24 protein-coding genes and 1 riboswitch are annotated in these 22,327 nt (G+C 72.4%); of the genes, 11 read left to right on the top strand and 13 right to left on the bottom strand.

Features of this window, described 5'->3' with window-relative positions; genetic code table 11:
* Positions 1 to 106: 106 nt before the first annotated feature.
* Positions 107 to 754 (top strand): TetR/AcrR family transcriptional regulator, encoded by a 648-nt coding sequence (locus tag ACQEUU_RS19940; protein WP_433068009.1) that lies wholly within the window; start codon positions 107 to 109, stop codon positions 752 to 754.
* A 64-nt stretch (positions 755 to 818) separates the two neighbouring features.
* On the opposite strand, the gene ACQEUU_RS19935 is transcribed toward ACQEUU_RS19940, so the two are convergent.
* Complete coding sequence (locus ACQEUU_RS19935; protein WP_433068008.1) at positions 819 to 944, bottom strand: hypothetical protein; 126 nt, start codon at positions 942 to 944, stop codon at positions 819 to 821.
* A 39-nt stretch (positions 945 to 983) separates the two neighbouring features.
* Between ACQEUU_RS19935 and ACQEUU_RS19930 the strand changes: the two genes are divergently transcribed.
* On the top strand, positions 984 to 1,364 hold the full coding sequence (locus tag ACQEUU_RS19930; protein ID WP_433068006.1) for a winged helix-turn-helix transcriptional regulator: 381 nt from the start codon (positions 984 to 986) through the stop codon (positions 1,362 to 1,364).
* A gap of 38 nt (positions 1,365 to 1,402) precedes the next feature.
* Positions 1,403 to 2,092 (top strand): HAD family hydrolase, encoded by a 690-nt coding sequence (locus tag ACQEUU_RS19925; protein ID WP_433068004.1) that lies wholly within the window; start codon positions 1,403 to 1,405, stop codon positions 2,090 to 2,092.
* A gap of 11 nt (positions 2,093 to 2,103) precedes the next feature.
* On the opposite strand, the gene ACQEUU_RS19920 is transcribed toward ACQEUU_RS19925, so the two are convergent.
* Positions 2,104 to 2,883 (bottom strand): inositol monophosphatase family protein, encoded by a 780-nt coding sequence (locus tag ACQEUU_RS19920; RefSeq protein ID WP_433068002.1) that lies wholly within the window; start codon positions 2,881 to 2,883, stop codon positions 2,104 to 2,106.
* A 128-nt stretch (positions 2,884 to 3,011) separates the two neighbouring features.
* Between ACQEUU_RS19920 and ACQEUU_RS19915 the strand changes: the two genes are divergently transcribed.
* Together ACQEUU_RS19915 and ACQEUU_RS19910 are read left to right on the top strand one after the other, a co-directional pair.
* Positions 3,012 to 3,752: a GntR family transcriptional regulator gene (locus tag ACQEUU_RS19915; protein ID WP_433068000.1), complete on the top strand. Its 741-nt coding sequence runs from the start codon at positions 3,012 to 3,014 to the stop codon at positions 3,750 to 3,752.
* Between the two features lie 201 nt (positions 3,753 to 3,953).
* Positions 3,954 to 4,277, top strand: coding sequence for an STAS domain-containing protein (locus tag ACQEUU_RS19910; RefSeq protein WP_433067998.1), 324 nt, complete (start codon positions 3,954 to 3,956; stop codon positions 4,275 to 4,277).
* On the opposite strand, the gene menD is transcribed toward ACQEUU_RS19910, so the two are convergent.
* Entirely contained in the window at positions 4,278 to 5,936 is a 1,659-nt protein-coding gene (gene menD, locus ACQEUU_RS19905) for a 2-succinyl-5-enolpyruvyl-6-hydroxy-3-cyclohexene-1-carboxylic-acid synthase (protein ID WP_433067996.1), read from the bottom strand. It abuts the gene before it with no gap.
* The gene (locus tag ACQEUU_RS19900) at positions 5,933 to 6,895 is read right to left on the bottom strand and encodes an o-succinylbenzoate synthase (protein ID WP_433067994.1); all 963 of its coding nucleotides are present in this window, start codon (positions 6,893 to 6,895) and stop codon (positions 5,933 to 5,935) included. The genes menD and ACQEUU_RS19900 overlap by 4 nt, the downstream gene beginning before the upstream one ends.
* A 13-nt stretch (positions 6,896 to 6,908) precedes the next feature.
* On the opposite strand from ACQEUU_RS19900, the gene ACQEUU_RS19895 reads away from it, so the two are divergent.
* The 3 genes from ACQEUU_RS19895 (at position 6,909) to ACQEUU_RS19885 (ending at position 9,953) form a co-directional block, all read left to right on the top strand.
* Positions 6,909 to 8,054, top strand: coding sequence for an AMP-binding protein (locus ACQEUU_RS19895; protein WP_433067992.1), 1,146 nt, complete (start codon positions 6,909 to 6,911; stop codon positions 8,052 to 8,054).
* 44 nt (positions 8,055 to 8,098) lie between these two features.
* Positions 8,099 to 8,389, top strand: a complete 291-nt coding sequence (locus ACQEUU_RS19890; RefSeq protein WP_433067991.1) for a hypothetical protein — start codon at positions 8,099 to 8,101, stop codon at positions 8,387 to 8,389.
* Positions 8,390 to 8,621: 232 nt separating this feature from the next.
* Positions 8,622 to 9,953 (top strand): RNA polymerase sigma factor, encoded by a 1,332-nt coding sequence (locus ACQEUU_RS19885; RefSeq protein WP_433067990.1) that lies wholly within the window; start codon positions 8,622 to 8,624, stop codon positions 9,951 to 9,953.
* A 102-nt stretch (positions 9,954 to 10,055) separates the two neighbouring features.
* Here ACQEUU_RS19885 and ACQEUU_RS19880 read toward each other — a convergent pair whose 3' ends face one another.
* Positions 10,056 to 10,454: a hypothetical protein gene (locus ACQEUU_RS19880; RefSeq protein WP_433067988.1), complete on the bottom strand. Its 399-nt coding sequence runs from the start codon at positions 10,452 to 10,454 to the stop codon at positions 10,056 to 10,058.
* Positions 10,455 to 10,579: 125 nt separating this feature from the next.
* On the opposite strand from ACQEUU_RS19880, the gene ACQEUU_RS19875 reads away from it, so the two are divergent.
* Positions 10,580 to 11,140 carry a TetR/AcrR family transcriptional regulator C-terminal domain-containing protein gene (locus tag ACQEUU_RS19875; protein WP_433067986.1) on the top strand — a complete coding sequence of 187 codons (561 nt, stop codon included), beginning with the start codon at positions 10,580 to 10,582 and terminating at the stop codon, positions 11,138 to 11,140.
* Positions 11,141 to 11,345: 205 nt separating this feature from the next.
* On the top strand, positions 11,346 to 11,543 hold the full coding sequence (locus ACQEUU_RS19870; protein ID WP_148031957.1) for a DUF5999 family protein: 198 nt from the start codon (positions 11,346 to 11,348) through the stop codon (positions 11,541 to 11,543).
* Positions 11,544 to 11,573: 30 nt separating this feature from the next.
* On the opposite strand, the gene ACQEUU_RS19865 is transcribed toward ACQEUU_RS19870, so the two are convergent.
* A complete protein-coding gene (locus tag ACQEUU_RS19865) occupies positions 11,574 to 12,167 on the bottom strand; it encodes an alpha/beta hydrolase family protein (protein ID WP_433067984.1) in 594 nt (197 codons plus the stop codon).
* 82 nt (positions 12,168 to 12,249) lie between these two features.
* On the opposite strand from ACQEUU_RS19865, the gene ACQEUU_RS19860 reads away from it, so the two are divergent.
* A complete protein-coding gene (locus tag ACQEUU_RS19860; protein ID WP_433067982.1) occupies positions 12,250 to 12,594 on the top strand; it encodes a hypothetical protein in 345 nt (114 codons plus the stop codon).
* Positions 12,595 to 12,811: 217 nt separating this feature from the next.
* Here the strand turns inward: ACQEUU_RS19860 and ACQEUU_RS19855 are convergent, their stop codons facing one another.
* The 7 genes from ACQEUU_RS19855 to ACQEUU_RS19825 form a co-directional block, all read right to left on the bottom strand.
* On the bottom strand, positions 12,812 to 13,729 hold the full coding sequence (locus ACQEUU_RS19855) for a hypothetical protein (RefSeq protein ID WP_433067980.1): 918 nt from the start codon (positions 13,727 to 13,729) through the stop codon (positions 12,812 to 12,814).
* Positions 13,730 to 13,931: 202 nt separating this feature from the next.
* The gene (gcvP, locus tag ACQEUU_RS19850; RefSeq protein ID WP_433067979.1) at positions 13,932 to 16,763 is read right to left on the bottom strand and encodes an aminomethyl-transferring glycine dehydrogenase; all 2,832 of its coding nucleotides are present in this window, start codon (positions 16,761 to 16,763) and stop codon (positions 13,932 to 13,934) included.
* A gap of 153 nt (positions 16,764 to 16,916) precedes the next feature.
* Positions 16,917 to 17,008: riboswitch (glycine riboswitch) on the bottom strand.
* 52 nt (positions 17,009 to 17,060) lie between these two features.
* Complete coding sequence (locus ACQEUU_RS19845) at positions 17,061 to 17,681, bottom strand: MerR family transcriptional regulator (protein ID WP_270156497.1); 621 nt, start codon at positions 17,679 to 17,681, stop codon at positions 17,061 to 17,063.
* Positions 17,682 to 17,829: 148 nt separating this feature from the next.
* Positions 17,830 to 18,300 (bottom strand): bifunctional nuclease family protein, encoded by a 471-nt coding sequence (locus ACQEUU_RS19840; RefSeq protein WP_270156498.1) that lies wholly within the window; start codon positions 18,298 to 18,300, stop codon positions 17,830 to 17,832.
* A gap of 106 nt (positions 18,301 to 18,406) precedes the next feature.
* On the bottom strand, positions 18,407 to 19,033 hold the full coding sequence (gene ftsR, locus ACQEUU_RS19835; protein WP_270156499.1) for a transcriptional regulator FtsR: 627 nt from the start codon (positions 19,031 to 19,033) through the stop codon (positions 18,407 to 18,409).
* A 23-nt stretch (positions 19,034 to 19,056) separates the two neighbouring features.
* Positions 19,057 to 19,569, bottom strand: coding sequence for an FHA domain-containing protein (locus ACQEUU_RS19830; protein WP_433067977.1), 513 nt, complete (start codon positions 19,567 to 19,569; stop codon positions 19,057 to 19,059).
* 256 nt (positions 19,570 to 19,825) lie between these two features.
* Positions 19,826 to 22,327 (bottom strand): sugar phosphate nucleotidyltransferase, encoded by a 2,502-nt coding sequence (locus tag ACQEUU_RS19825; protein ID WP_433067976.1) that lies wholly within the window; start codon positions 22,325 to 22,327, stop codon positions 19,826 to 19,828.

Below are 22,327 nucleotides of genomic sequence, written 5' to 3'. Positions count from 1 at the left end.
AGCGTTGGGCTCGCCCCCGGTTCTACCGCAATATCATCTTCATGTATAGACATACGGACTAATCACCCGTCAGAACGGAATTCTACGTTCCGGTATGCTGGCCCGTATGACCACCGCACCCATGAGCGGCCGCAAGGCGCAGGCCGCGAGGAACGACGAGCTGATCCTCGCGGCGGCCCGCGCCGTCTTCACCGCCGACCCCGCCGCCCCCATCTCCGCCGTGGCCGAGCGCGCCGGCGTCGGCATCAGCGCCCTCTACCGGCGCTACCCCAGCAAGGAGGCGTTGCTGCGCAAGCTCTGCGGCGACGGGCTCAAGCTGTACATCGAGGTGGCGCGGCGGGCGGTGGACGACGAGGGTGACCCGTGGGAGGCGTTCGCGGCCTACCTGCGCGGCATCGTGGACGCCGACACCAGCTCGCTGACGATCAGGCTGGCGGGCACGTTCGAGCCGACGGAGGAGCTCTTCCGCGACTCGGCGCTGGCCTCGGAGCTCGCGGTGCGGGCGCATCGCCGGGCCGTCGAGGCGGGGGTGCTCCGCCCCGACGTGACGCCCGCCGACCTCGCGCTCGTCTTCGAGCAGCTGGCCTCGATCAAGCTCGGCGACGCGGCGCGCACCGCCGAGCTCCGCCACCGTTACCTGACACTCGTCATGGACGGCCTGCGCGTGCCGCCGGCCCGCACCCCCCTGCCCGGCCCGGCCCCCGACGACGGCGAGCTGGAGCGCCGGTGGGTCCCCGGCGGCGTGACGCCCTGACCCCGTCAGTCGACCACCGCGGTGGCCTCGACCTCGACCAGATGGCCGGGCATCGCCAGCGCCGCTACGCCCAGCAGGGTCCCCGGCGGCACCGGGACGCCCCCAGCCTCGCCGCCGCCCGGGCGACCCCCTGGAGCAGCGCCATCTTGTCGGGCGTCCGGTCGACCACGTAGACGGTCAGCTTGGCCACGACATGGAAGAACGCACTTTCCGGTGACTGGGGAACCTGATGGTGACCGAACAATTCACGGGCTCGCCCCTTGACGCGGACCTGTCGCGCGCCGACTCCCTGGCGCGGGAGATCTTCTCGGACATCGCCAACAAGTGGGCGCTCCTGATCATCGAGACCCTGGGCGAGGGCACGCTGCGTTTCAGCGTGCTGCGCGACCGGATCGAGGGCATCAGCCACAAGATGCTCACCCAGAACCTGCGCATGCTGGAGCGCAACGGCCTGGTCGAGCGGACCGTCCACCCGACCGTGCCGCCGCGGGTCGAGTACACCCTCACCGAGCCTGGCCTGGCCCTGCGCGAGACGATCGACGGCATGTGCGCCTGGACCCAGCGCTTCCTGGGCGACATCGAGCACTCCCGGCGCCGCTTCGACGCCTGACCGCCCTCCGCCGCGGGAAAGGCTGTCAGGATGGACCCGTGATCCACGGCATCCTGTTCGACCTGGACGGCACCCTCCTCGACCACCGGACCGCGGCGGACACGGCGATCGGCGCCTGGGTGGCGGAGCGCGCCCCCGGCCACCCCCGGCTCGGCGAGGCCGGCGCGCTGTGGGAGGCGCTTGAGGGGCCGCACCTGGCGGCCTGGCATGCCGGCGAGTGCTCCTTGCAGGAGCAGCGGCGCCGCCGGGTCCTGGCGTTCTGCGCGGAGCTGTCGATCGAGGCCCCCGCCGACCTGGACGCGGGCTTCGCCGGGTTCGCCGAGCACTACCGGCGGGGCTGGGTGGCCTTCCCCGACGCGGCGCCGGCGCTGGCCGCGCTGGACGGGTTCCGGCTCGGGGTGCTGACCAACGGCACCCAGGAGATCCAGGAGGAGAAGGTCCGCTCCATCGGCCTGGAAGGGCTGGCGGGCCCGGTGCTGACGGGCGAGGTGCTGGGCGGCTGCTTCAAGCCGGCCGCCGCCTGCTACACGGCGGCGGCGTCCGCGCTCGGGCTGCGGCCCGAGGAGGTGCTGCTGGTCGGCGACGACATCGCCAACGACGTGACGGGGCCGGCGGCGACGGGCATGCGCTCGGTCTGGCTCGACCGGCTGGGCCTCTCCCCCGCCCCGGAGGGCTTCCCCCGCATCACGACCCTGGCGGAGCTCCCCTCGCTGCTGGACACCCGCTGACCCGCGCGGGCCTAGCGCTTGTGGACGTCCGTCCCGGCGAGCGCGGACGACTCCAGGTCGAAACCGCCCACGTGCGCGAGATAGTCGCCGGGGGCGAGAGGATCCCCCAGGTAGACGCCGCCCGCCCGGCGGACCAGCAGGGCGCCCGCCGCCACGTCCCACGGCTGGGCGCGGGTGCCGTAGACGGCGTCCGCCCAGCCCGCCGCGACGTGCGCCAGGTTGAGCGCGGTGCTGCCGGGCCTGCGCACGGACGCGAACGCCTCGACCATCCGGCCGTAGCGGCGCAACCCCTCCTCGCCGTCCGTCTCCAGGTCGAGCGGCGAGGGGTACCCGCACAGCAGCGTCGCCTCCCGGTCGCGCACCGCGCCCGCGCTGCGGATGGGCTCGCCGTTGCACCAGGCCCCTCCGGCCGCGGCGGTGAACTCGTCCTCGCGTACGGGGTCGTACACGATGCCGGCCACCAGCTCCCCCGCCACCGCGGCGGCGATCGACACGCAGAAGTACGGCAGCCCGGACGCGAAGTTGGCGGTGCCGTCGATGGGGTCCACGTACCAGACCGGCTCGCCCGAGCCGGTCCTGCCGCCCTCCTCCCCCACGATCACGCTGCCGGGGAAGCGGCTCTCCAGCACGCCCCTGATGGTCTCCTCGGCCGCCTTGTCGTGCTCGGTCACCGGGTCGTGGAAGTCGCGTTTGAGCGCCACCTGCGGCCGCGACCGGAACGCCTCGCGCAGCCGTGGTCCCACCGCTCTGGCGGCCTCGGCGGCGGTGTCGAGCAGTTCGGTCGCGTCCATCGGTCCCCCAGGAGAAGCGGTCGTCCACGACCACCATGACAGAACGGGATCAGCCGGCGGGAAACCGCCCCCGCACCAGCGGAAGAGATATTTGTCTGGACATTCTGACCTGAGCTAATCTGATCCGCATGACCGCGAACCTGGCGATCGACCTGGATCGATCCAGCCCCGTGCCGCTCTATTTCCAGGTGGCCGAGCAGATCGCCGAGGCCATCAGGAAGGGCGACCTGGCCCCCGGCTCCCGGCTGGACAACGAGATCCTGCTGGCCGACAAGCTGGGCCTGTCGCGGCCCACGATCCGCCAGGCGATCCAGTATCTCGTCGACAAGGGCCTGCTGGTACGCAAGCGTGGCGTCGGCACCCAGGTCGTGCACGGCCAGGTCAAGCGGTCGGTGGAGCTGACCAGCCTCTACGACGACCTGCGCCGCTCCGGGCAGGAGCCGGCCACGCAGGTGCTGCGGCTGGAGCCCCGGCCGGTCGACGAGGAGATCGCCGGCATCCTCGGCGTCGAGCCCGGCACCGAGGTGCTCTACCTGGAGCGGCTCCGGTTCGCCGCCGGGGAGCCGCTGGCGCTGCTGCACAACTGGCTGCCCCTGGGGCTGGCCCCGCTGACCTCCGACGGCCTGGAGGGCCGCGGCCTGTACGAGCTGCTGCGCGGGGCGGGCGTGCGGATGCGGGTGGCCAACCAGCGGATCGGCGCGCGGGCGGCCAGCCAGACGGAGGCCAGGCTGCTGGCCGAGCGGCGTGGCGCCCCGCTGCTGACCATGGTCCGCACCACCTACGACGACCAGGGCCGCGCCGTCGAGCACGGCTCGCACGTCTACCGGGCCTCGCACTACTCGCTGGAGGTCACGCTCATCGAGCGTTGAACCGTACGACTCCCCAATATTCGGGTTCTTCCGGCGAAATACGCCATAGCGCCGCTACACTCCAGCCTGACAACGCGCGGCGACGCATGCGCCGCCCAGCCCCGCGCCACCCCCGGACCTCACACCGGCGGCCTCCGGGGACGGGCGGCCGGACCCCCGGCAGCCGCCCGCGCTTCGGCCACGGACACGGGCGGGGGTCCCATGGATGCGTTCCACCTGACGACGAGCGTGCGCGAAGGCGTCGTGACCGTCGCGGTGACCGGCGAGCTGGACCTCGCCTCGCGGGAACTACTGCGCGATCACCTGTTCGAGCTGATGGACGGGGCCGCCCGTCCCGGGCGGATCGTCCTGGAGCTGGGCGCGCTGACCTTCATCGACGCGGCCGGCCTGGGCGCACTGGTGGCGGTCCATGAGCGCGCCCGGCAGCGCGAGGCCCTGCTGACGCTGGCCGGGGTGCCGCCCATGACGGCCCGGCTCATCCGGGTCACCGGCCTGGACCGGCACTTCCGCGCGCCGTCCGGCTGATCAGGCGAGCGCGGCGCGCACCGCCTCCTGCGCGGCGTCCTTCATCCGCTCGTGGACCAGCGCGTTGGCCTCGCGGTCCGTGCGCACCTCCACCACCCGCAGCCCTTCCCCGCGCAGCGCCTTGGGCAGCTCGGAGACGTCCTGGACGAGGGTGTGCGGGGTGCGGGTCGCGGCCGTGACGTAGCCGAGGTCCACCCCGTGCGGGGTGCCGAAGACGCGCTCGAACGGGTCGCGCACGGCCGCCTGCGGCAGCAGCGAGAAGATGCCGCCCCCGTCGTTGTTGACCACCACCAGGCACAGGTCAGGGCGCGGCTCCCGCGGGCCGAGCACCAGGCCGTTCTGGTCGTGCAGGAACGACAGGTCGCCGATCAGCCCGTAGGAGGGCCCCTGGTGGCCGAGCGCCGCCCCCATCGCCGTCGACACCAGCCCGTCGATGCCCGACGCGCCGCGGCTGGCCATCAGCCGGATGCCGCGCCGCGGGCGCATCGCCTGGTCCAGGTCCCGGATCGGCATGGAGGAGCCGCAGAACAGCAGCGCCCCGTTCGGCAGCGCGTCGACCAGGTCGCGGGCCAGTCTCGGCTCGCTCAGCCCGGACGAGTCGAGCACCTCGTCGAGGGCCGCCCTGGCCGCCTGGTCGGCCCGCCGCCAGGCGTGCAGCCAGTCGTCGTCGCCCGCGGCCACCGGGATCTCCACCGCCTCGGCCACCTGGGTGGCCGAGCGGGTCGGGTCGGGCCAGCGGTTCAGGTCGGGCGCGACCACGATGTGCTCCGGGGCCCGCCGCAGCCACGACAGCAGCGGCCGCGACAGGCCGGGCCGGCCCAGCGTGACGACCACGTCGGGCGCGTGGGCCGCGGCGAACTCCGGCAGGCCGAGCAGGAAGTGGTAGGTGGAGACGGCGTGGTCGCCGTAACGGCCGCCACCCTGGGGCTCTGACAGCACCGGCCAGCCGGCCATGCCCGCCGCGGCCACGTACCGGCGCACGTTGGGCGCGCCGTCACCGACCACGAGCACCCCGCGCCTGGTCGGCGGGAGGTGCAGGGCGACCGGCGGCGGCGCGACGCGCAGCCGCGCCCACGGGCCGTTCGCGCCGCCGTCGAGCGGCTCGCACCAGGAGTCGTCGCCGTCGGGCAGCAGCGGCTCCCGGAACGGCAGGTTGAGGTGGACCGGGCCCGGGTCGCCGGGCCCGAGCGCGCGCTGGTAGGCCCGTCCGGCCAGCGACCGCCAGTAGGCCACCTGGCCGGGCCGGTCCTCCGGGACGCCGACCTCGGCGAACCAGCGCGTCGCCGTCCCGTACAGCTTGAGCTGGTCGATGGTCTGGTTGGCGCCGGTGCCGCGCAGCTCGGGCGGCCGGTCGGCGGTCAGCACGAGCAGCGGCACGCCGGACTCGCCGGCCTCGATCACCGCCGGGTGGAAGTTGGCCGCGGCGGTGCCGGAGGAGCAGATCACCGCCGCCGGGCGGCCGGTGCGCTTGGCCAGCCCGAGTGCGAGGAACGACGCCGACCGCTCGTCGACGCGCACGTGCAGGCGCAGCCTCGACTCGGCGTGCACGGCCAGCGCCAGCGGCGCGGAGCGGGAGCCGGGCGCGATCACGACGTCGGTGAGGCCGCAGCGCACCAGCTCGTCGATCAGGACCGTGGCCAGCGCGGTGGCGGGGTTCACAGTGACGCCTCCTGCATCCGCCGCAGCCACGACGGAGAATCGATCTCGAATGCCGACAGCCGCCCGGGGTCCACGTCCGGACGGCGCACGGCCAGCTCGCCGTCCCGCGGGACCAGCGAGTCGGCCACCACGTCGCCCTCCAGCAGGGTCATCGTGCCGAGCCCGCACGCGTAGGGCAGCTCGGGCAGCGCGGCGGCCAGCGCCAGCCCGGCGGCCAGCCCCACGGACGTCTCCACGGCGCTGGACACGACGGCGGGCAGCCCGCACGCCTCGACGACGCGCAGCGCCTCGCGGACCCCGCCCAGCGGCTGGACCTTCACCACCGCGATGTCGGCCGCCTCCGCCGCCCTGACCCGGAGCGGGTCCTCGGCGCGGCGGATGGACTCGTCGGCCGCGATCGGCACGTCGCACGCCCGCCGGACGGCAGCGAGCTCGTCGAGGGTGGCGCACGGCTGCTCGGCGTACTCCAGGTCGAACCGGCTCAGCTCCTTGAGCCGGCGCACCGCCTCCGGCACGTCCCAGGCGCCGTTGACGTCCACCCTGAGCCTGCCGGACGGGCCGAGCGCGTCCCGCACCGCCTCGACCCTGGCCAGGTCGTCGGCGAAGCTCTGGCCCCGCTCCGCCACCTTGACCTTGGCCGTGCCGCAGCCGGAGCGCCGCACCATGGCGTGCGCCTGCTCGGGGCCCACGGCGGGCACGGTGGTGTTGACGGGGACGGTGTCGCGCACCGGCTCCGGCCAGCCGTCGAAGGCGGCCTCGCGCGCGCACGCCAGCCAGCGGGCGCACTCGCGCGGCCCGTACTCGGGGAACGGCGAGAACTCTCCCCAGCCGGCGGGCCCGCGCACGAGGACCCCTTCCCTGACGGTCTGTCCGCGGAACCTGGTGCGCATCGGAATCCGGAACACCACGGGAGAACGCGTCACGACCCTCCCTGCCGCCGCCGTCCGTTCTGACGCCATTAACCTTACGAGCATGTGGAGGAACCCGTCGCATCCGGACCGGCCGCTGCACGCGGTGGTGCGTCCGGCCGGTCCCGAGCTGTTCGCCGCGATCAGGGCCGCGCTGTCGGGTGAGGGCCCCGCGGTGCTGCCGCTCACGCCGGGGCAGGCCGACGCCGCCATCGCGGCGCTGCGGCCCACCCACGTCGACGGGGAGCCCCGCGACGACGGGCTGGGCGTGCCGCCGGACGTGGCGGTGGTGATCGCGACGAGCGGCAGCACGGGCGCGCCCAAGGGCGTGATGCTGTCGGCCACGGCGCTGCGCGCCTCGGCGGCGGCCTCGCTGCGCAGGCTGGGGGCCGCCAAGGGCGAGCGGTGGCTGTGCTGCCTGCCCCCCGCGCACGTGTCGGGGCTGCAGGTGCTGGTGCGCTCCCTGCTCTGCGACAGCGAGCCGATCCTGCACGACCGCTTCGACGCGCGGGCGGTGCTCGACTCGGGCGCCGACCACGTGTCACTGGTGCCGACGCAGCTGCACCGGCTGGTCGAGCTGGGCGCCGACCTGTCAGGGTTCCGCACCATCCTGCTCGGCGGCGCGGCGCCGCGCCTCGGCCTGCTCGACGAGGCCCGCGAGCTGGGTGCCTCGATCGTGACCACGTACGGGATGAGCGAGACGTGCGGCGGGTGCGTGTACGACGGCCGCCCCCTTTACAATGTAGATCTGAAGATCGGCGCGGACGGGCGCATCCGGATCTCGGGGCCGGTGCTGTTCTCCGGCTACCGCTCCGGCGAGCCCGCCCCCTTCGACGGCGGCTGGTTCGTCACCTCCGACCTGGGCGAGCTGTCCGGCGGCCGGCTGCGGGTGCTGGGCCGGGCCGACGACGTCATCAACACCGGCGGCGAGAAGGTGGTGGCGGGAGCCGTGGCCGGGGTGCTGAGCGGCCACCCCGAGGTCGCCGACGTGGCCGTGGTCCCCCGCCCGGACCTGGAGTGGGGCGAGGTGGTCGTGGCCGTCGTCGTACCGGCCGATCCTGTGAATCCGCCCACACTCGCGCAGTTGCGCGCCTACTGCGCCGACCGGCTGCCGCCGCACGCCGCGCCGCGCGACCTGCGTCTGCTTCCCCGGCTCCCCCTGCTGCCCAACGGAAAACCTGATCTCCTGAGGCTGAAGTCCGGAACCTGATGGATGTGCGGATGCGTCATAGTGGGGACAGGGAGGGAGCCTTCATGAACCAGTCCCGCAAGACGTGGGCATCCGCGGCCGTGGTCGGCGTCGTCGTCGCCGGCGGCGTCTGGGTCGCGGCGGCCGCCTCGGCGGGCAGGCTCGACCAGGTCAGAGAGTCGACCAGGGCAGTCGTCGAGCAGGACCCGTCCCCCTCGGTGCCGGCCGACGTCGTGGTGTCCACCGAGATCAACCCCGACCCGCAGGACGTGCTCCGCTACTGGAGCGACGAGCGGCTGGAGGACGCGCAGCCGATGCCCATGCCCGAGGTCGGGGAGTTCGAGATCGGCGAGTAGCACGACCGGACCGGGCGGGTGGTGTGCGTGGATCGCCAGGGCGCGTAGTCCGACCTGGGCCGTCTGGGCGTGCCGCCCGCCGGGGGTCCGCCCTTTTTCCCGCCGCTCCCTGGCCGCGGGAACAAATCTCGCCGGACGGCGTTATTGATACTGGTGAGTAAAGCGGCCGGAGCCGGGGCCGCGCCGCCACACGCCTACTTTTGCTTGCACTCCGTATGGAGGAGGTGTCCTCATGCCCCGAACCGCCGTGGCCCCGACCACCACCCTCGAGGATCTGATCGACCGAGGGCGAGCCCAGGGCCGCCTCTCCCTCGCGGAGCTACGCCACGCTTTCGCCCAAGCGGGCATCAGCCCCGCCCAGGGCCGTTCGATCCTGCGCGAGCTCTCCGAGTCGGGGGTGAACCTGGCCGCCGAGGACGACTCCGCCGCCCCGAAGAAGGCTGCCAGAAAGCCCGTGAACAAGCCTGACACGAAGCGCCCCACCAGGAAGAGCACGCGCTCACAGACTACCGACTCCAAGGCCCCGGAGGCAAAGGCCGAGATCGACTCCCAGCCGGTCGGCCCGCAGCCGGACGCCGCGCCCGACGACGTCGCGATCGAGCCGGACGAGGCGGAGCTGGAGCACGAGGCGCTCGACCTCGACGACACCCAGTCCGCCATGGGCGACTCGGTGCACACCTACCTGAAGTCCATCGGCCGCCGCACCCTGCTCACCGCCGCCGAGGAGGTCGAGCTGGCCCGCCGGATCGAGGCCGGCCTGTACGCGGAGTACAAGCTGGAGAGCGAGCCGGACCTGTCCGACGAGGACCGCGAGGAGCTGCGGCTCGTGGCGGAGGACGGCAGGGCGGCCAAGGACCACATGCTGGAGGCCAACCTCCGGCTGGTGGTCTCGGTGGCCAAGAAGTACACCGACCGCGGCATGTCGCTGCTGGACGTCGTCCAGGAGGGCAACCTGGGCCTGATCAGGGCCGTGGAGAAGTTCGACTACACCAAGGGCTTCAAGTTCTCCACCTACGCCATGTGGTGGATCCGCCAGGCGATCCAGCGCGGGTTCGCCGACTCGGCCCGCACCATCCGGCTGCCGGTGCACGTCCTGGAGATGCTCTCCAAGCTGTCGCGCGTCGAGCGTGAGATGCACCAGCGGATGGGCCGCGAGCCCACCCCGGAGGAGCTGGCGAAGGAGCTGGACAAGACGCCCGACCAGATCGAGGAGCTGATGCGGACGAGCCGCCAGCCGATCTCGCTCAACGCGACGATCGGGGAGGACGGCGAGACCACGATCGGCGACCTGATCGAGGACGTCGACTCGCCGGAGGCGTCGGAGATCGTGGACCGGCAGCTCCTCGGCGACCAGCTGCGGGGCGTGCTGCAGAACCTGTCGCCGCGCGAGGCGAAGATCATGGCGCTGCGGTTCGGCCTCATCGACGGCAAGCCGCACACGCTGGACGAGATCGGCAAGCACCTCGGGCTCACCCGGGAGCGGATCCGCCAGCTGGAGAAGGAGTCGCTGTCCAAGCTCCGCCACCCGAGCAACACCCGTCCCCTGCTCGACTGGGCGAGCTGACCCCGTGAACATCGAAGAGCCCCGGCGCGTGCCGGGGCTCTTCGGCGTCCCAGCCTGGTGAACCGGGGCTCTCCGCGTCACCGCGGCCGGGGGCCTGGAGGATCACCTGGCGGAGGGCACCGGGGGCGGCACGCGCGGGATGCCCCACATCCGGTTCTCCTCGCGGAGCGTGCGCAGGCGGTCCACCTCTCGCGTCCACTGGGCGCCCTTGGGCGTCGCCCTGGCCTTGCGGCGGGCGATGCGGTCGTCGTAGGCCTTCACCCCGAACGCCGCCCGCTGCCCCGCCTCGGCCGCCCGCAGCGCCTCCGTCAGCGCCTTGTCGAACGCCCGGCCCGCGGCCAGCAGCTCGATCTCGTCGGCGTCGGCGGCGCGCAGCTCACGCACCACCCGCTCCGCCTCCCTGGCCTGGTCGAGCAGCTGGGGGAAGCTCTTGGAGATCTCCACATCCGCGTGGTAGCGGACCTCGGCCTCGCGGCTCACCCGCGGACGGAAAAACGCCATCGACTCTGCCCTTCACGCTGTCCGTTCTTGTCAGCGACCAGGGTACGCGTTCCGCGCCGCCGTCCCGTAACCGGTCCGGCGAGGCCTCCCGCGCGCCAGGCCCTTTACATAGTAAGATGATCACCATGCCCGCCAAGCGACCGCCCGTCCCCCTGTCCCGCGAGCGCATCATCGAGGCCGCCCTGCACATCGCCGACACCCAGGGCCTGCGCAGGCTCACCATGCGCCGGCTCGGCGACGCCCTTCAGGTCGAGGCCATGGCCATCTACCACCACCTGCCACGCGGCAAGGAGGCGCTGATGGACGCGCTGGCCGAGCACGTCACCGCCATCCACGTGGACCAGGGCGCGACCTGGCAGGAAACGGCGCGGGCCTGGTGCAGGGCGGGCCGGGAGCTGCTGCGCGAGCACCCCGGCGTGCTCGCGCTGGCGCTCACCAAGCCGCCCAAGGGCGCCACCGCCATCGCCGTCGGGGAGCAGATCGAGCAGCTCGCCGACGGAGGGCTGCCCGACGCCGAGGAGGCGGTGCGCACGCTGCGGGCCTTCGTCTTCGGCAGCGTCGCCGTCGAGGTGCAGCGCTCCGGCTGGGCCGACCCCGAGGTGGACGAGTGGGTGCGCCGCGACCGGCAGGCCGACGCCGACTTCGAACGCGGGCTCGAAGCTTTGCTCCGAGGGCTCCAAACCTAGTGTGCGTGTCATGCTTGGCCCGTTATCCTGCATAAGGCACGCTGTGTCGGAGGTCACACGCCCGGGGGCATCCTCCCCTAACAGTCCGAATGGGCTATGTCGGAACGTGTGACGCACATCGCACACTTGCTGGAAAGAGTACGTCCGAGCCGCTCCCGGCCCCCTCGATCGGGAGCCATCCACACGAGATATCGGAGGCACGCCGATGTGCCCGCACGACCCGGTCTGTCCGTCTGCCGACGCGCCTGACCGCGAAGCCGCCCGTACCCTGGCCTGCCACCCCGAGCAGGGGTGGAGCCTGCTGTGCAACGGCGTCGTCCTGTTCGAGGACACCGGTGAGCTCTTGCCCGGGGGGACCGCCATCGCCCCGCACCGCCCCGACCCGCTGGTCGGGGCAGCCTGAGCCACCACGAGCAGCGCGACCGCCGGCCGGTTACCCGAGATATCGGGTCAGCCAGTCGGCGACCACCTCGCCCACCACGGCGGGGCGCTTCTTGAGATCGTGCCCCTCACCCGGGAGCACCACCAGCCGCGTCGCGTCCGCCGCGTCCGGCACCCCGAACGGGTCCCTGTCACCGTTCACCACCAGCACATCGACTCCGGCGCCGCGCAGCTCGTCCGCCCTGGAACGTTCCGGTCTGCCGGGCGGGTGCAGCGGGAACGCCAGCGCCACCACCGCCACCGCCCCGGCCGCCCGCGCGGTCCGGCAGGCCACCCGCGCCCCGTTGCTCCGGCCGCCCTGGACCAGTGGCAGACCCGGCCGCCGCGCGCGCAGCTCGCCCAGCACGGCCAGCCACGCCTCGTCCTGCCGCTCGGCCGGCCCCGGCGCCCGCGCCCCCGCGACCCGGAACGCCTGCGTCACCCTGGCCACCGCGGCCCCCACGCCGAGCGCCGCCTCGCGCACCGCGAGCAGGTCGGGCGCGTCCACTCCCCCGGCCGACCCGTGCGTCAGCACCAGCAGGAGCCGGGCGTCGTCCCCCTCCTCGACGTCGACCCGCGCCGGCCCCCGGGGGGTCATGATCTCCATGGCAGCACCGTACCTGGGGAGGAGCCCAACATGGCTCCCAGGTCTGATGACGGCGCGTCCCCGGCACGGCAGGATGTCATGCATGCAGCAGGAGAGGGATGTCCGCGACGAACTGCGGGCGACGATCGACGCCCGCCGCGATCTCGGCCCCGACTACGAGTCCGCCCTGGTCGACTCGCTGGCCGACCGGCTCGACGCGACGATCACGGCCCGGGTCGAAGCGGAGCTCAAGCGGCGCGGCAAGGAGGGCAAGCCGAAGGGCGACAACCCGCGTTCCATCGTGCCGGTCGCGCTGGGCTCGATGGCCATCGGCATCCCGCTGACGGCCATCGCCAGCCAGGCGGGCACCGCCGGACTGATCATCGCGTGGCTGTCCATCGTCCTGATCAACATCGCCGCCGCGGGAGCCCTCATGCGCCGCCCCTGACGACCCACCGCGCCTCCGGCCGGGCCGGCCGCACCCGGCCTGACAACCCGGATCGCCCCCGCCGGCCCCGGTCAGCACCAACCGGGCAATCAGGGAGGCATACGGCCCATCCCGGCTACGGGGGCGGAACGCGCGTGCCGACCGCTGGTCCACGGCAGGCCGGGCGGACACACGTCACGGTACCCGGGGGTTCCCCGAAGGACCTTCACGTCTGGCCTCAGCGCTCGTAACGGAGCCGGACTTCCGCCGCCAGCGTCTCGTCCTGGTGGTCCAGCCCGTAGGCCCACACCTGACCGGCGGCGTCGTCCCGGCCGCGCAGCGGGAGCGTACGCGCCAGCAGTTCGATCGCCAGCGCGCTCACCTGCGCCTCGCCACCCTCCTCCAGCGCCCCGGCGAACTCCGCGCAGGCCATCTCCAGGTGCGCGATGCCGAGCTGCACGCGCAGCCGGGCCGCGTCGTCGCCGGAGGCGGCCTCAAGGGCGTCGATCAGCACGTCGGCGGCCTCACCGGGCTCCTCGCGCTCGATCAGCAGGTCGGCGAGCTGCTGCGCGGCGTGCACCCGCGCCTCCGCCGCCGGCCCACGGGCGTCCTGCGCGCGGGCGTCGTCGAGGGCCCTCTCGCCGGCCCCTGACTGCCCGGCGTTCTCGTAGTGCTCGTTCTCGAGCCGCTCATCGTCGTCGTCGGCGGACAGGTCGCGGTGACCCGTCTCGATGGCGGCGCGCAGCTCGGCTTCCGCCTCGTCGTAGTCGCCGACCTCCCCGGCCAGCCGGGCCAGCGCCAGGTGGGCCAGGGGCACGTACGCGGGAGTGCCGACCCCCAGCACCGCCTGCCAGGCCCCGCGCGCCTGTTCGGGCCGCCCCTCGCGCTCGAACCCCTGGGCCAGGTGGCAGGCGGCCTGGGCGGCGAACTCGGGATGGCCGGTGGCCAGCGCCGTCCTGGCCGCGGCGCGGGCTCCCTCGACGTCGCCCCGCTGGTCGAGCACCACGGCCAGCCCGACGGCGGCCTGCGCCCGGTCAGGGCTGTCGGGCTGCGCGGCGAGTTCGGCGAGGATGGCGGCGGCGCCGTCGAGGTCACCGCCTTCGGCGAGGCGGCGGGCGGTGTCGAGCGGCGAGGTCTCCAGCTCTGAGAACGTCAAGAGAGCTCCTTCGGCGACGATCGTCCCGAGCCTAACGAGTTCTCACGATCATGTCTGCTCGGTTGCCCCCATCGGTCTGCTCGCCGCCCGTTTAGTCCGGCTTACCCCGTTCCGCCACCCCAGGATCAGCCCATTTGTCCGGGTAGAACCGACACCCCGGGCGTGCCGAGCACCGCCCGGGGCGGACTCCCCCGAGAGCCGGTCAGTCCTCGTACGCCTCCAGCGGAGGGCAGGAGCACACCAGGTTGCGGTCGCCGTAGGCCTGGTCGATGCGCCGCACCGGCACCCAGTACTTGCCCTCGCGCAGCGACGCCACCGGGTAGCCCGCCTCGGACCGGGTGTACGGGTGCGTCCAGTCGTCGGCGGTCAGCGCCTCGGCGGTGTGCGGGGCGTTCCGCAGGGGGTTGTCGGTCTTGTCGTACGCCCCGGAGGCCACCTTGGCGATCTCCTCCCGGATGGCGATCATCGCGTCCGCGAACCGGTCCAGCTCGGCCAGGTCCTCGCTCTCGGTCGGCTCGATCATGAGCGTGCCGGCGACGGGGAAGGACATGGTCGGCGCGTGGAAGCCGTAGTCGATGAGCCGCTTGGCCACGTCGTCCACCGTGACGCCGGTCTCCTTGGTGATCTGCCGCAGGTCGACGATGCACTCGTGGGCGACCAGCCCGCCCCGGCCCGTGTAGAGGACCGGGTAGTGCGGGGCGAGCCTGCGCGCGAGGTAGTTGGCCGACAGGATGGCCTGCTCGGTGGCGGCGGTGAGGCCGTCGCCGCCCATCATCCTGATGTACGCCCACGAGATCGGCAGGATCCCGGCGGACCCGTACGGCGCCGCGGAGACGGGCCCGACCGGCGAGCCGTCGCGCAGCGGGTGGCCGGGCAGGTACGGGGCGAGGTGGGCGCGGACGGCGACCGGGCCGACGCCGGGCCCGCCGCCGCCGTGCGGGATGCAGAACGTCTTGTGCAGGTTGAGATGGGAGACGTCGGCGCCGAACTCGCCCGGCTTGGCCAGGCCGACGAGCGCGTTGAGGTTGGCCCCGTCGACGTACACCTGACCGCCGGCGTCGTGCACCTTGGCGCAGACCTCGGTGATGGCCTCCTCGTAGACGCCGTGCGTCGACGGGTAGGTGACCATGATGGCGGCCAGCCGGTCACGGTGCTTGTCGATCTTGGCGTCGAGGTCGGCCAGGTCGACGTTGCCGTCGTCGTCGCAGGCCACGACCACGACCCGCATGCCGGCCATGACGGCGCTGGCGGCGTTGGTGCCGTGCGCGGACGACGGGATGAGGCACACGTCGCGCTCGGTGTCGCCGTTGGCGCGGTGGTAGGCGCGGATGGCGAGCAGGCCGGCGAACTCGCCCTGGGAGCCCGCGTTCGGCTGGATGGAGACCCGGTCGTAGCCGGTGACCTCGGCGAGCCAGTCCTCCAGCGTCCGGATCAGCTCGCCGTAGCCGACCGCCTGCGCCTCCGGCGCGTACGGGTGAACGCCGGCGAACTCGGGCCAGGTGATGGGCTCCATCTCGGTGGTCGCGTTCAGCTTCATCGTGCAGGAGCCGAGCGGGATCATCGAACGGTCGAGCGCGATGTCCTTGTCCTGGAGCCTGCGCAGGTAGCGCAGCATCGACGTCTCGTTGCGGTGGGTGTTGAACACCGGGTGGGTGAGGAAGTCCGACTCGCGCAGCAGCGCGGCGGGCAGCGCGTCGCCGGCCTCGCCGAGCGCGGCGGCGGTGCGCTCGACACCGAAGGCCGCCCACACCTTGACCAGTTCGGCCGCGCCGGTCTTCTCGTCGCAGGCGACGGAGACGTGGTCGGCGTCGGCCTGCCAGAGGTTGACGCCGCGTTCGGCCGCGGCGGCGACGACGGCGGCCGCCCGGCCGGGGACGCGGGCGAGCACGGTGTCGAAGAAGTCCGGGTGCACCACCTCGACGCCGCCCTCGCGCAGCCCTTCGGCGAGCGCGGCTGCGTGCCGGTGGACCCGGCGGGCGATCCGGCGCAGCCCGTCGGGGCCGTGGTAGACGGCGTACATGCCGGCGATGACGGCGAGCAGCACCTGCGCGGTGCAGATGTTGCTGGTGGCCTTCTCGCGGCGGATGTGCTGCTCGCGGGTCTGCAGGGCCAGCCGGTACGCGGGCGCGCCGTCGGCGTCGACCGACACCCCGACCAGGCGGCCGGGCATCTGGCGCTGCAGTCCCTCGCGTACGGACATGTAGGCGGCGTGCGGCCCGCCGAAGCCGAACGGCACGCCGAACCGCTGGGAGGAGCCGACGGCGATGTCGGCGCCGAGTTCGCCCGGCGCGGCCACGAGCGTGAGCGCCAGCAGGTCGGCGGCGGCCACGACGAGCGCGCCGGCCTCGTGCGCCCGCTCGGCCACGGCCCGGAAGTCGCGCAGCCGCCCGGACGCGCCGGGGTACTGGACGAGCACGCCGAAGCATTCGGGCAGGTCACCGGTCAGGTCGCTCTCGACGAGCGTGATGCCGAGCGGTTCGGCGCGGGTGGCCAGCACCGCCTTGGTCTGCGGCAGCGCGTCGGCGTCGACCACGAACACGGGGCTCTTGGCCTTGCCGGCGCGGCGGGCCAGCGTCATGGCCTCGGCCGCCGCGGTGGCCTCGTCGAGCAGGGACGCGCCGGCGACGGGCAGCGCGGTGAGGTCGGAGACGACGGTCTGGAAGTTCAGCAGCGCCTCCAGCCGGCCCTGCGAGATCTCCGGCTGGTACGGGGTGTAGGCGGTGTACCAGCCCGGGTTCTCCAGGAGGTTGCGGCGGATGACGGCGGGCGTGACGGTGTCGTGGTAGCCCAGGCCGATCATCGAGGTGAGCACCTGGTTGCGGCCGGCGAGCGCGCGGAGCTCGGCGATGGCCTCGGCCTCGCTCGCGGCGGGCGGCAGGTCGAGCCGGTCCTTGATCCTGATGGCCTCGGGCACGGCCACCGCCACGAGGTCCGTGACCGACTCGAACCCGACGGTCTGGAGCATGCGCTGCTGCTCCGCGGCCGAGGGCCCGATGTGCCGGCTGGAGAACGGCGGTGCTGACAGGTCGGTCATGGAAGACGCCTCCCGAGGCTGTGGAGACCGGCGCTGGGCGCGGGCTTATGCCGGATCTCCCCCTCTGTCATGACGACCTGAGAGCTTCACCCGCACAGGGCTTGCACCGTCGGTGAAGTGCGCCTGGCGGGCGCACCTGCTTTCCAGAGTTGCCTCACCCGAGCGGTACGGGCGCCTGAGAGATTCCGGGGAGGGTTGCTCCTTCGGCGCCCCGGTCGTGCCGGGGTCTCTCCCGCACGGGGTCGTCAGCATGTCCTAGATTACAGCCTCGACCCGGATTGGGGTGTTACGGGGCGGTCAACCGGTGCGGCGCGCGCGCCGGCGCCGGGCCAGTTCGTCAGCGGGATGGTCGGCCGGGACGTCGTCCGCGACCGCCGCCCGTTCCCCCGGCAGCTCCGCGAGGGATCCTTCGACCTCGCGCCAGACCCGGCCGAGCGCGATGCCGAACACGCCCTGCCCGCCCTGGAGAAGATCGATGACCTCGTCGGCCGAGGTGCACTCGTAGACGCTGACGCCGTCGCTCATCAGCGTGATCTGCGCGAGGTCGGCGACCCCGCGGTCGCGCAGATGCTGGACGGCGGTACGGATCTGCTGGAGGGAGACTCCGGTGTCGAGGAGCCGTTTGACGACTTTCAGGACCAGGATGTCGCGGAAGCTGTAGAGGCGCTGGGAGCCGGAGCCCTGTGCGGCTCTTATCGTGGGCTCCACCAGGCCGGTGCGCGCCCAGTAGTCCAGCTGCCTGTAGGTGATGCCGGCCGCCGCGCAGGCCGTGGGCCCGCGGTATCCGATGTCGTCCGGCAGCGTGGCAGGCTTCTCGTCGAAGAGCAGTCCCTGCTCTCCGGCACGCTGCCGCGCACTCTCGCGCCGCACCGGATCTTCCTGGCCGGCCGTCTTTCCCTCGCCGCTGCTGACCGCCACGCGGACCTCCGGCTTTCTCTCATCCCGTGGCCTCATCTGGGGGTTCGTAAAAGGTCGACCACGGGTTTCACTTGCACCGTAGGACTGTGACCATGCTCAGTCAACGATCCGGCTCGGCGCGTCGTGAAGCGTAAATGCACTGAAATACCTACCCCGCCCGGCCGAAGTCCTCAGGTGAGATCGTGTCAAGGAACTCCCTGAACTTCTCCACCTCGTCCTCCTGGTCATCGGGGATGATCACACCGGCCTCCTGGACCACCTCCTCGCTGGCGAAGATGCGGGCGCCGGTGCGCAGCGCCAGCGCGATCGAGTCGGAGGGACGCGCGCTCACCTCTACGCCGTTGGAGAACACCAGGTCGGCGAAGAAGATGCCGTCACGCAGGGCGACGATGTTGACGGCGCGCAGGCCCACGCCCAGCGCGCTCAGCACGTCCCGGAACAGGTCATGGGTGAGCGGCCGGGGCGGCGGCTCGTCGGCCTGGGCCAGCGCTATGGCCGTCGCTTCGGTCATGCCGATCCAGATGGGCAAGAACCGGTCCCCGTGTGCCTCCTTGAGCAGAACGATCGGCTGATTGGTGGGCATCTCTACCCGGACGCCCACGACCTCCATCTGCAACACGGGCTGCTCCATATTCGACTGGCCGGTGGCCCGGCTCAGGTCATCGCTGGTCCGCTTCTGCATTTCAACGTAACACCCGCCGGGCCCTGAATGTCCCGCAGGCCGCTCATCGGCCCAGAACCCCGCGAACCCCCGTACGGAGCAGCGCGGCATGCAGATCGAGCAGCAGCGCGGACAGCTCTCTGGCCGCCTCGTCGGCCTCGCCGATGGCGCCGGGTTTGCGGCGTTTGAGGATGGGGGCGACCGTCTGCTCCACCAGGCCCGCCTCCCGCTCCGCCGCGGCCTTGACCGCGCGCAGGTGACGGGCGTGCAGGCCGAACCTGGCCAGCCCGCCCACGGCGCGGGCGATCTTCAGCGCCTCCTCGTCGTAGCGCCGGACCACCGGCGCCAGCAGACCGTAGTCCTCCAGCTCGGTGAGCGTCTCCTCGTCGAGCCCCGCGGCCTCCAGCAGCTCGGCGCGGGTGAGCCTGACCTCCTGCGTCTCCTGCAGCGCGCGGGGACGGCCGAAGTTCTCGGCCATCTTGTCCTTGATGACCCGCAGCGGCAGGTAGTGGTCGCGCTGCTCGGTCAGGATGTAGCGGAGCTGCTCCACGTGCAGGTGGGTGAACTTGCGGAAACCGGACGGGGTGCGCTCGGGCTCGATCAGCCCCTCGCCCTCCAGAAACCGGATCTTGGAGATGGTGACGTCGGGGAACTCGCCCTGCAGCAGGGCGAGCACCTCCCCGATGCTCATGTGCGAGCGTGCCGCCTGTGAGCTCATGCGCCGGCGGTGGCCCGCATCAGGAACAGCAGCCGGAACTTGCCGATCTGCACCTCGTCGCCGGAGTGGAGCGGAACCTCCTCGATCCGCTCGCGGTTGACGTAGGTGCCGTTGAGGCTGCCCACGTCGCGCACGGAGAACTGGCCCCCGCGGTGGCGGTAGAACTCGACGTGACGGCGCGAGACCGTGATGTCGTCGAGGAAGATGTCGCTCTCCGGATGACGACCCGTAGTGGTGAGGTCCTTGTCGAGCCGGAAACGGCTCCCCTGGTTGGGCCCCCGGGTGACCGTGAGCAGCGCGGCGCCGGGCGGGAGCTGCTCAACCAGAGCCCGCTCGGCCAGCAGCATGTCGCCGGTCTCAGCCTCGTACGCCTCTATTCCCGCGACGGAGATCGTCGATGTGGTGTCCCCGGAGACCTCGGGTCTGGTCAGCTGGGTCCCACAACGGGAACAGAAACGGGCATCCTCGGGGTTGGCATGCCCGCACTGCGTGCAGTAGACGCTCGGCATCGATCGGCTCGGCCTCCTACCGCGAAGTCGCGGCAACGTGCTCGGGGCGCGCCTCGCTTCGCTCTTCACGTTTTTGCGAATGCCGCAACTTACGCTGATCAGCGGCAAAGGTCAAGGCGGGGCGCTGGATGACAGGTTCGGACGCTGACAAAGTTACAACCGCCCCCACCTGAAGGTCCATGCCGCCGCGCGTCTTAACATTACGATCTTGCGGTCCTTCCCGACAAATCGAGGACAGAACGCGACGTCGTGTGGATCATGTCGCCTCCTCCACCACCCGGGCCCAGTGTTCCAGCAGGATCTGCGCGGTGTCGACATCGGCGGCCTCCGCCCACAGATCGGTCATCGGTTCGGTGGCCGCGGGCAGGATGAGCACCCAGCTGCCGTCGCCGCCGACGACGCGCACCCCGTCGGTGGTGTCGATCCGGTAGCCGTCGGGGCTGGACTCGGCCGCCTCGATGACCGAGCGCATCACCGCGCCCTTGGCCGCCCACTGCGTCGGGATCGTCCGTTTGAGCAGCCGGGCCTCGGGGATCCTGGCATCTATCTGACTGAGTGAGAGCCGGGTGCGGGCCACCAGCCCGAGCAGCCGCATGAAGGCGGCCAGCCCGTCGATCGCGGCGCTGAACTCGGGCACCACGAACCCGCCCCGCCCGTCGCCCGCGAAGATCATGCCGGGGTCGGCGGCGGCCGAGGTGAGCGCGTCGACGGCGGTCGCGGTCCAGCGGACCTGCACGCCGTGGAAGCGGCACACCTGCTCGGCGACCCGGGTGGTGGTGACGGGCAGCGCCACCTGGCCGCCGCGGCGCTCGGCGGCGACCAGGTCGAGGACGACCAGCAGGGCCCGTTCCTCGCTGATGAGCTGGCCCTGCTCGTCCACCAGCGCGATGCGCTCCCCCACCGGGTCGAACCTGACCCCGAAGGCCGCCCGTGAGGAGCTGACGAGCTCCGACAGCCGCTGCAGGTCGCGGCGGCGCTCGGCGATGGTCTCGGTGGGCGACAGGTCGTCCAGCACGGCGTTGACGGTGAGCACCTCGATGCCGGCGCGGCCGAGCAGCCTGGGCAGCACCAGCGACGAGGTGCCGCCCGCGCAGTCGGCCACCACCTTCATCCCGCGCACGCCGGTCATGTCGATCCGGCGCAGCAGCTCGTGGGTGTAGTCCTCGACCGCCCTGGCCGGGTAGGTGAGCTCGGCGATCTCGCCGGGGAAGGCGCGGCGGAACTCCTGGCGGGAGAAGACGCGCTCCAGCTTGCGCTGGGCGCCGGGCGACAGGTCGGCGCCGCCGTCGTCCATGATGACGATGTCGACGCTCTGCGGGTCTCCGGCGGTGGTGCGCAGCGTGATGCCGCCGGCCGCGGTGGACCTGGAGGTGTGGAAGCGCGCCACCGGCAGCGGCGCGGCCTCCAGGTCGTGCACGTTGATCGCGCTGGCGTTGAGCGCGCCGATCACGGCCCGCTTGAACGCCCGGGCGACCAGCGAGGCGTCGCGCGAGATGACGACGTGCTCGCCCTTCTTGAGCGTGGTGGCGTAGGCGCTGGCCAGCCGGACGCACAGCTCGGGCGTGATCTCGACGTTGACCAGCCCGCTCACGCCGCGCGGGCCGAACAGCCCGCGCTGGCCGCGCGACTCCCAGATGACGCTGGTGTTGACGACCGCGCCGGCCTCGATGGTCTTGAACGGGTAGATCTTGACCCCGCTGGAGACGTACGCCTCCGCCTCGATGACGCACTCGTCACCGATGATCGCGTTCTCCTCGATGCGGGCCCCGCTCATCACGTCGGTGGACTTGCCGATCACGCAGCCGCGCAGGTGGGTGCCGGGGCCGAGGTAGACGTTGTCGTGCACGATCGCGCGGTGCAGGAAGGCGCCCTCGCGCACCACCGCGTTGTTGCCGAGCACCGTGTACTCGCGCAGCTCGGCGCCGGCCTCGACCTTGGCGTACTCGCCGATGAACAGCGGCCCCTTGAGCACCGCGTCGGGCTCGACCGAGGCCGAGCCCGCCACCCACACGCCGGGCGACACCTCGAAGCCGCCGATGTCCAGGCTGACCTTGCCGGACAGGGCGTCGGCCTGGGCCTTGAGATAGCTGTCGTGGGTGCCGACGTCCTCCCAGTAGCCCTCGGCCACGTAGCCGTAGATGGGGGCGCCGCGCTCCAGCAGCCGGGGGAAGACGTCGGCCGACCAGTCGGCGGGCTCGCCGCCGGGAACGTCGCCCAGCACCTCGGGCTCCATGACGTAGACGCCGGTGTTGACCGTGTCGGAGAAGACCTGGCCCCAGGTGGGCTTCTCCAGGAAGCGCTGCACCCGCCCGGCCTCGTCGACGATGACGATGCCGAACTCCAGCGGGTTCGGCACCCGTTTGAGGCCGATCGTGACGAGCGCCCCGGTCTCGCGGTGGAAGCGGATCATGTCGGTCAGGTCGATGTCGGTGAGCGCGTCACCGGAGATGACCAGGAACCGGTCGTCGCGCAGCCGGGCGGCGGCGTTCTTGACGCTGCCCGCGGTGCCCAGGGGCACGTCCTCGGTCGCGTACTGCAGGCGCATGCCGAGCTCGTCGCCGTCGCCGAAGTAGTTGCGCACCAGCGCGGCCAGGAACTGCACCGTGACCACGGTCTCGGTGATGCCGTGCCGTTTGAGCAGGCGCAGCACGTGTTCCATGATCGGACGGTTGACCACGGGAAGCAGGGGTTTGGGCTGGTTGGCCGTCATCGGCCGCAACCGGGTGCCTTCGCCGCCCGCCATGACAACCGCCTTCAC

It is taken from the genome of Nonomuraea sp. CA-218870, assembly GCF_050936535.1.
GTDB classification, from domain to species: domain Bacteria; phylum Actinomycetota; class Actinomycetes; order Streptosporangiales; family Streptosporangiaceae; genus Nonomuraea; species Nonomuraea corallina.
This window is presented reverse-complemented; position numbering and strand designations above follow the sequence as displayed.